We start from the raw sequence: 7077 nt of genomic DNA on the forward strand, positions 1-7077 counted from the left end.
ACTCATCTGTTTTTTCGACAAAAGAAAGTTGGCTTTCGGTTACCAACCACACAATTTTTTGGTTCGGTACTACTTCAATCAAACGGTGTTTGGTATGATGCTTTCCTTCGCCTGCGTCGAATGTAAATTCTTCATTGAGCATATCGCTACCTCCTTTGATATCTTCTCCAAACAAACCTACCCACCATTTGCGAACATCAATTAAGGTGTTAAAAATTTCTTCTGGGGTTTTTGAAGATTCAAAGCTGAAGGAGAAACTTCTAGTTTCTGTTACTGTTTCCATTTTTTTTATATTTAAATTAAACTAAGTTACAAATAATGTTGTTATTGACACTTTTATTATTATGTTAAGTTATTCTTTAATAGGTAGTTGTGTTTTGTTTAAGGAGCAAGCTGTGAATTTGTTTATTAATGATTAAGATAAAGGTACTATCTAAATTGGTTAGTAAAAGGTTGTGATATAGACAATATAGCGGGTTGATTTAGACAAGATTAAGTGTTATCTTTATTAAAAATTATTAGCTATGCAACATCTAACCATAATTGTTCCGGATGGTGAAAATAATTTAAGCAGCATCGTAGGTGCTTATAAAATATTTTCAAGAGCCAATGCCTATTGGAAACAAACAAAAAACACCGAGTTGTTTGCCATTCAGTTAGCGGGCATTTCTAAAGAAGTTGAATTTTATGAAGGGTTATTTTCAGTAAGACCTCATGTAAATATTTCTGAAATTACCAAAACCAATCTTGTTATTATTCCGTCACTAAATCATAATTATAACAAAGCATTGGAAAGCAACAAAGTCCTGATCGATTGGGTTGAAAAGCAATACAGGCAAGGTGCTGAGGTAGCAAGTATTTGCACAGGCGCTTTTATGTTGGCGGCATCGGGTTTATTAAACGGTAAAAGTTGCTCAACTCATTGGGCTGCTGCTGAAAGCTTTAGAGCGATGTTTCCAAAAGTCAATTTACAAACCGATCTATTGATTACGGATGAGAACGGAATTTATACCAATGGTGGAGCGTATTCTTTCCTGAATTTAATAATTTATCTAATAGAAAAATACTTTGATCGTCAAACCGCTATTTATTGTTCCAAAGTTTTCCAGATCGAAATGGACAGGAACAGTCAATCTGAATTTGCCATTTTCACAGGACAGAAATTACACGAAGATGATACGGTGAAAAAAGCGCAATCGTATATCGAAAGCAAGTTGAATGAAAAAATCTCTATGGAAGATTTGTCGGCTACATTTTCAGTAAGCAGAAGGAATTTTGACCGACGATTTATCAAAGCCACAGGCAATACACCTGTAGAATATATGCAACGAGTAAAAGTAGAATCTGCCAAAAAGGCTTTTGAAAATACTCGCAAAACCATCAACGAAGTAATGTATGAAGTAGGTTACTCAGATGTAAAAGCCTTCAGGGAAGTATTCAAAAAAATCACCGGAATGTCGCCCATCGATTATCGAAACAAATACAATAAAGATGTTATGGTTTGATGAATTATTTGGGCATGACCTCGTTGCAAGATCATCAGATTTAAAAAAACATCTTTTTCAGGCAACGAGGTCGGGCTCTACACTGTATCTTTTCTTTTCCTAAAGAAGGAAAAGAAAAGGATGCCGTTTCGATCCCTCATGCAACTCAGAAGTTATTCAGATATTTTTCCGTATAAATCAATATATTTTTTATAATTCAAACCCGTTGGGTGAAATTCTGTAAATTGAAAAAATTAACCACATAGAAACATAGATTTAATAGCAAATCATTGTAAGAATAAATAGAAATAAGCCTATTTTTCACATAGATTGGCTATGTGATAAGTAAAACGACTATCAAAGTCTTTTAAAGACTATAAATTCTATGTCTCTATGTGGTAAAAAATAATTTCACCCAACGCGTTAATTCAAGAATATTTATCTCTTCAAAGAATAATAATTTTTGGTAAGAAAAGCGATTGGAAGCCCGATGCAGAAAATTAAAATCAGAATGGCTAATAGTAATGGAAAATCAAGAGTTTTAACTGGCAAATCCGGAAATACAATTCGAAGTACAACGAGATTCATAAGTAGTCCAACAAAAATCCCGTATAGAATTCCAGAAACTAAAGCTTTTTTTCTAAAAAGTGGAATGTATGGATAAATCACAAAATATAGCAAAGCAAAAGTAATTGCAATTAAATAATGAAAACTTAATCCGTAAAAAGCCATTTGTACGCCGCCTTCATAAGCTTCTTTTTTAAAAACTCCGCTGGCAATAGATTGCAACAATTTGATTGGTGTAGTTTTTTGTAAAATTACCGTGTAAGTTAGTATTGCTGCCATCAAATCCATTGTTCCTGCAATTAAGCCTGTCAAAAAAATGGCTCTCGCTTTAGATTTCATCTATAAATTTTTTAAGTTCTTATTGGAATATTAAAACTAGCAACTTTTTTTAGATTATTTACCTTAAGTTGTTAATAGTTATGTGTTTATGTTTTATTTTTCGAGTACGGGTCTTGGGTCAAACACGACTTTTAGAAAGTTTATTTTCCCACTTTTTAATTGATACCAACTAGAGGTAAAAAGTGTAGCACCATTTGAAGTTACATCTGAAAGCATACTTACATCATCACCTTCAGCTATGATTTTTTGGATATCATACTTCATTTTCATTTTTTCCATATCGTCAAAATAAGCTGTAGCTCCATTTCTGGAAGCGAGCACACCTTCAAATTTCATGTCGTCACTAACTAAAGTCTTTGCGGTTTTAAAATCTTCCTCATTTATTGCTTTAATAAAAGAAAGAACAATCTCTTTTGAATTTGTTTCCATTTTTATTGAATTTAAATGATTAATTATTTTTAGTCGAATTAAATTTTTCTATCCATTCACCAAATGCTTTCCAATGTCCATTAATAAAATCCTGAGTTTCTTTTTTTGTTATATTTCCTTGTTCGTCCATTGAATCTGCAATAAAAGAAAGATAAAATTCAGGCTGTTGCATGATGTAGAGATTTACATATAGCACCACTTGGCGCAAATGATTTACAGCCCCAAAAGCACCAAGACTATAGGGAGAGCAACCAATAATTGTTGCAGGTTTTGTTTTCCACAAGTTGTTTCCTTCAGGGCGTGAACCCCAATCAATGGCATTTTTAAGAACAGGCGAATAAGAGCGGTTATACTCTGGTGTTGCAAAAATTACTGCATCTGCTGATTTTATTTTTGCATGCAAATCCTTAACGGGTTGAGGTAAATCAGCTTCTAAATCCTCATTGATAAATGGCAATGTACTGATGTCTATTATCTCAACAGTAATACCAACTGGTGCACTTTTTTGAAAGGCTTTAAGGAGTTTGGTAGTATATGATTCTTTTCTTAAACTTCCTGAAAATGCAATTACTTTCGTTTCCATAATAAATTGTTTAATACTTTGACAAAATTGACATTATAAATTTCTGAAGTATTAAATTTAAAAGTTTATCAAAATCGGAAAAATAAATTACAAAATTTTCATTTTAATTATTTTGTAATCAAGGCAATAGTAATGATTTAGGTTTGAAATATTATTAATTTTCGCCTTTCGGTCTCGGGTCACATAGATTGCTATGTGAGAAGTGAAATGGCTATCTAGCTCTTTTATAAAACTATAAATTCTATGTCTCTGTGTGGCAAAAAAATAATTTCACCCAATGCGTTAGAGTTTTGGATTATAAATCCAAAATAGCTTTGAGATTGTAGTCAATAGGTGCAGAAGTATGTTGATGTTTGACTTTCCAACCATTCTCTTTTTTTACAAATCCGAGTGTAATTCTGTTTTTCATGCTGCGTAATACACTATTATCGCCTGAGATTGCCTGAAACTGAATTAAAGCGCTCGCAAAAGCAATGTTTCCATCTTCCTGGATTTCTATTTTATCAAATGTGACATTGACTTTTTCTTCTTTTAGCGATGTCAACCAACTTGTGATTACCGAAGACCATTCTTCAAGTCCTGAACAGAAACCTTTGTCCCACATATCAAAAATCAACACTTTGTCATCATATAAAGTAATCATTGTATCGCAATCTTTTTCCCAAGCCGCTTTTTTATAGCTGGCAAAAAAATCGCTTATGTTTTTAATAGTATGTGTCATAAAATATTATTGTATTTAAGTTAGGGCATTTATTTGTTTATCAACACTTTATTTTTTTGATTGAAATAATTAAATATCCTAATTCGTTTCTGCAACTTCCTTAAGTGATTTCAAAATCGGATTTTCTTCGCCCTGTTCATCATCCTGAACCGCATTGGGTCTATTGTCTTCTTGTATGATTTCAAGATTGGTTTTCCCATTGTCATTTGTCAAAACATAGGACATTATAAAATAATTTTCTGGCTTGTCTTCAAGATCTGGTCTTGGAGCAAACAAGTTATATTTAATCAATTCGTTTGGTTTTATTTCTAAGACTGTTCCCCACTGTTTAAATATTTGTCCGTTCCATTCTGTCGTGAATAGGATTTTGCTGCCAATTTCCCAATTGGTTTGCAAATCGCTACCAAATTGCCAAAGTTTGACAAGCTCAGGTTTTGTCAATGTGTTCCAAACTTTTTGAGTTGATGCATTAATTGTGATTTTAGAAATATTTGTCGCCATTGTATTTGTTAGTTGGTTATTGCTATTCATTTTATTACGTGTCGCCTGAATGGTTTTTATTGGTTTATTTAGCTAGTTATTAGTTGTTTATGGCTAATTTAAGGTTTATATTTTGAAGTAAACGTCATTTATCAAACACAAAAACATTTTTTAGTCAAATTAAGACGCTACTCAAAATAATATAGCATGCAGATTCAGCAGATTTAGCAGATTTTTTAGTAAACCGACTATAGAATTCAGGAAGAAATAATTCATTTACTAAATCTGCAAGATCTGCGTAAAAAAAATTTATAGCATTTTGGATTACTTATTATCAAGAGCGCTTATTTTTTCGTCAAATTTTGCTATTGCTTCTTGTGTAACTGGTGTAAAAAGGTTTACAAGGTTGCCGTCAGGGTCACGGAATAAAAGAGATTTATTACCCCAAGGCTTTGTTGTAGGCTTCTGAACTATATTGTTTTGAAGAAAGTTTTCCAGCCTTTTGTATTCTTTCTCGACATCATTAACTCTGAATTCTATTATAACACTACGATTTTGGGCTGGCTGTGCGACTTCATCGCCACCAAAAAATTGTAGTGTTTTGGTACTTCCAATTGCTATTGTTGCAGTTGGTGTTTTTAATTCGGCGAAGTCTGGGGTGTATTGCACCACAGGAATTTCCGTTACTTGCTCATAAAATTTAACTAATTCATTAAAGTTGGCAGTAATAATACGAATTGATACTAGATTCATTTTTTACGTTTTTATTGGTTAACACACCAAAATTAATTTAGCATTATGACAACAGTATGTCAGGAGTTTTAATTTTTTTTATGAAAAACAAAATAAAAAACGCCGTAAAACCGAAGTCTCACAGCGTCATTCAAATTAAATAATTAAAATTAAATAAGGGTATCGTCTTCAACTTCCACTTATGCCGATAGTGTCTGTATTGGTGGATAATTGTTTATTGCAGTATCAATTCGCCTAGGGATTCTTTGTTAAAACCTATAAGCTCATCTTCTTTACCAGATTTGATTTTTGCAACCCAGTTTGGATCTGATAATAAAGGTCGGCCAACGGCAACCAAATCAAAATCACCTCTATCTAAGCGTCTTGTTAATTCATCCAATGAAGCTGGTTGAGAACCCTCGCCTCTAAAAACACCGAAAAAATCACTTGCAAGTCCAACGGAACCAACGGTAATAGTTGGCGCTCCAGTTACTTTTTTGGCCCAACCTGCAAAATTTAAATCTGATTTTTCGAATTCAGGCTCCCAGAAACGGCGTTGTGAACAATGCAGGATATCCACGCCAGCATCGACAAGAGGAGTAAGCCAGGTATCTAATTCTTGTGGTGTTTTTGCCAATTTATAATCGAAGTCTGAAGGCTTAAATTGAGAGAAACGCATAATAATTGCAAAATCGTTTCCAACTTGTTTTCGGATTTCTTTTACGACTTCAATAGCAAAGCGATTACGTTCTTTTATTGTTTTACCGCCATAATTATCAGTGCGTAAATTGGTTTCAGGATAGAAAAACTGGTCTATCAGATAACCGTGGGCTCCATGAATTTCGATAGTGTCAAAGCCTAATCTTTTGGCATCAGCAGCGGCCTGACCAAAAGCAATTATGGTATCTTCTATATCTTTTTCGGTCATAGTGTTGCCATTATTGAAATCCGGACGATTTAAACCAGACGGACCTTCAAAAGGTACTGGCGGCACCCAGCCAGAATGGTGGTTTTCCATAATTCCCATATGCCAGATTTGTGGTCCCATTTGGCCACCGGCTACGTGAACATCATCGATTACTTTTTTCCATCCTTTTAGCGCCTCCTCTCCATAAAAAAGGGGAACATTGGGATCATTTGATGAAGAAGGTCTGTTGATAACTGTTCCTTCGGATAATATCAAACCTACTTCACCTTCCGCTCGTTTTTGATAATAGGCGGCTACTGTATCAGTGGGTACTCCGTTTGGAGAAAAAGAACGTGTCATAGGTGCCATTACAATTCTGTTTTTGAGGTGTAATGACTTTAAATTGAACGGTGTAAATAAAGTGTTTGTGCTCATGATTTTTGTAATTTGATTATTTATAATTTAGTTATTGTTGAAAAAAATGGGTGAATTCCATTAGTAACTTTTGTTTAAGTTCTAGTTTTCCTGCAAGGAGTAAAACTATAGTTATCTCCAACCTCCGCCTAATGCACGATATAGTTCGGTATTGGCAGATAGTTGTTCTCTTTTTATGTCAGCCAATTCTAATTCGCTTTGCAATAAAGTCGCTTGCGCAGTTAGCACTTCCAAGTATTCAGCCATTCCATTTTGGAACAATAGTTTCGAATTTTTAATGGCTAATTGCAATGTTTTTACGCGTTCATTGAGAAAAGACTGTTGCTGCTCTAATTTTTGTATTCTCACCAAAGCGTCTGATACTTCGCTAACGGCTACCAAAACAGCTTGTCTGAAATTC

The 7077-nt window shown here is 33.8% G+C and carries 9 protein-coding genes and 1 pseudogene; 1 reads left to right on the top strand and 9 read right to left on the bottom strand.

Annotated elements, in window-relative coordinates; all coding sequences use genetic code 11:
• Positions 1–283 (bottom strand): annotated as a pseudogene (locus VLC96_RS01315) (hypothetical protein); the annotation flags it as partial.
• A 241-nt stretch (positions 284–524) separates the two neighbouring features.
• On the opposite strand from VLC96_RS01315, the gene VLC96_RS01320 reads away from it, so the two are divergent.
• A complete protein-coding gene (locus tag VLC96_RS01320) occupies positions 525–1505 on the top strand; it encodes a GlxA family transcriptional regulator (protein ID WP_325260242.1) in 981 nt (326 codons plus the stop codon).
• Between the two features lie 417 nt (positions 1506–1922).
• Here VLC96_RS01320 and VLC96_RS01325 read toward each other — a convergent pair whose 3' ends face one another.
• The 8 genes from VLC96_RS01325 to VLC96_RS01360 form a co-directional block, all read right to left on the bottom strand.
• On the bottom strand, positions 1923–2390 hold the full coding sequence (locus tag VLC96_RS01325) for a DUF1440 domain-containing protein (RefSeq protein WP_325260243.1): 468 nt from the start codon (positions 2388–2390) through the stop codon (positions 1923–1925).
• Between the two features lie 93 nt (positions 2391–2483).
• Positions 2484–2819, bottom strand: a complete 336-nt coding sequence (locus tag VLC96_RS01330) for a nuclear transport factor 2 family protein (RefSeq protein WP_325260244.1) — start codon at positions 2817–2819, stop codon at positions 2484–2486.
• 19 nt (positions 2820–2838) lie between these two features.
• Positions 2839–3402, bottom strand: coding sequence for an NADPH-dependent FMN reductase (locus VLC96_RS01335; protein WP_325260245.1), 564 nt, complete (start codon positions 3400–3402; stop codon positions 2839–2841).
• A 295-nt stretch (positions 3403–3697) separates the two neighbouring features.
• A complete protein-coding gene (locus VLC96_RS01340) occupies positions 3698–4123 on the bottom strand; it encodes a nuclear transport factor 2 family protein (RefSeq protein WP_325260246.1) in 426 nt (141 codons plus the stop codon).
• Positions 4124–4201: 78 nt separating this feature from the next.
• Positions 4202–4654, bottom strand: coding sequence for an SRPBCC family protein (locus VLC96_RS01345; RefSeq protein ID WP_325260247.1), 453 nt, complete (start codon positions 4652–4654; stop codon positions 4202–4204).
• A gap of 273 nt (positions 4655–4927) precedes the next feature.
• A complete protein-coding gene (locus VLC96_RS01350) occupies positions 4928–5356 on the bottom strand; it encodes a VOC family protein (RefSeq protein ID WP_325260248.1) in 429 nt (142 codons plus the stop codon).
• Between the two features lie 214 nt (positions 5357–5570).
• Entirely contained in the window at positions 5571–6677 is a 1107-nt protein-coding gene (locus tag VLC96_RS01355) for an NADH:flavin oxidoreductase (RefSeq protein ID WP_325260249.1), read from the bottom strand.
• A 111-nt stretch (positions 6678–6788) separates the two neighbouring features.
• The coding region (locus VLC96_RS01360; protein ID WP_325260250.1) for a TolC family protein at positions 6789–7077 on the bottom strand (289 nt) is incomplete at its 5' end.

The sequence above is a fragment of the Flavobacterium sp. genome, assembly GCF_035456085.1.
Lineage (GTDB): Bacteria > Bacteroidota > Bacteroidia > Flavobacteriales > Flavobacteriaceae > Flavobacterium.

Bases quoted from the DNA above. Each gene is read 5' to 3' on its own strand.
- VLC96_RS01320 (WP_325260242.1), top strand. From the start codon at position 525: ATGCAACATCTAACCATAATTGTTCCGGATGGTGAAAATAATTTAAGC.
- VLC96_RS01325 (WP_325260243.1), bottom strand. From the start codon at position 2,390: ATGAAATCTAAAGCGAGAGCCATTTTTTTGACAGGCTTAATTGCAGGA.
- VLC96_RS01330 (WP_325260244.1), bottom strand. From the start codon at position 2,819: ATGGAAACAAATTCAAAAGAGATTGTTCTTTCTTTTATTAAAGCAATA.
- VLC96_RS01335 (WP_325260245.1), bottom strand. From the start codon at position 3,402: ATGGAAACGAAAGTAATTGCATTTTCAGGAAGTTTAAGAAAAGAATCA.
- VLC96_RS01340 (WP_325260246.1), bottom strand. From the start codon at position 4,123: ATGACACATACTATTAAAAACATAAGCGATTTTTTTGCCAGCTATAAA.
- VLC96_RS01345 (WP_325260247.1), bottom strand. From the start codon at position 4,654: ATGAATAGCAATAACCAACTAACAAATACAATGGCGACAAATATTTCT.
- VLC96_RS01350 (WP_325260248.1), bottom strand. From the start codon at position 5,356: ATGAATCTAGTATCAATTCGTATTATTACTGCCAACTTTAATGAATTA.
- VLC96_RS01355 (WP_325260249.1), bottom strand. From the start codon at position 6,677: ATGAGCACAAACACTTTATTTACACCGTTCAATTTAAAGTCATTACAC.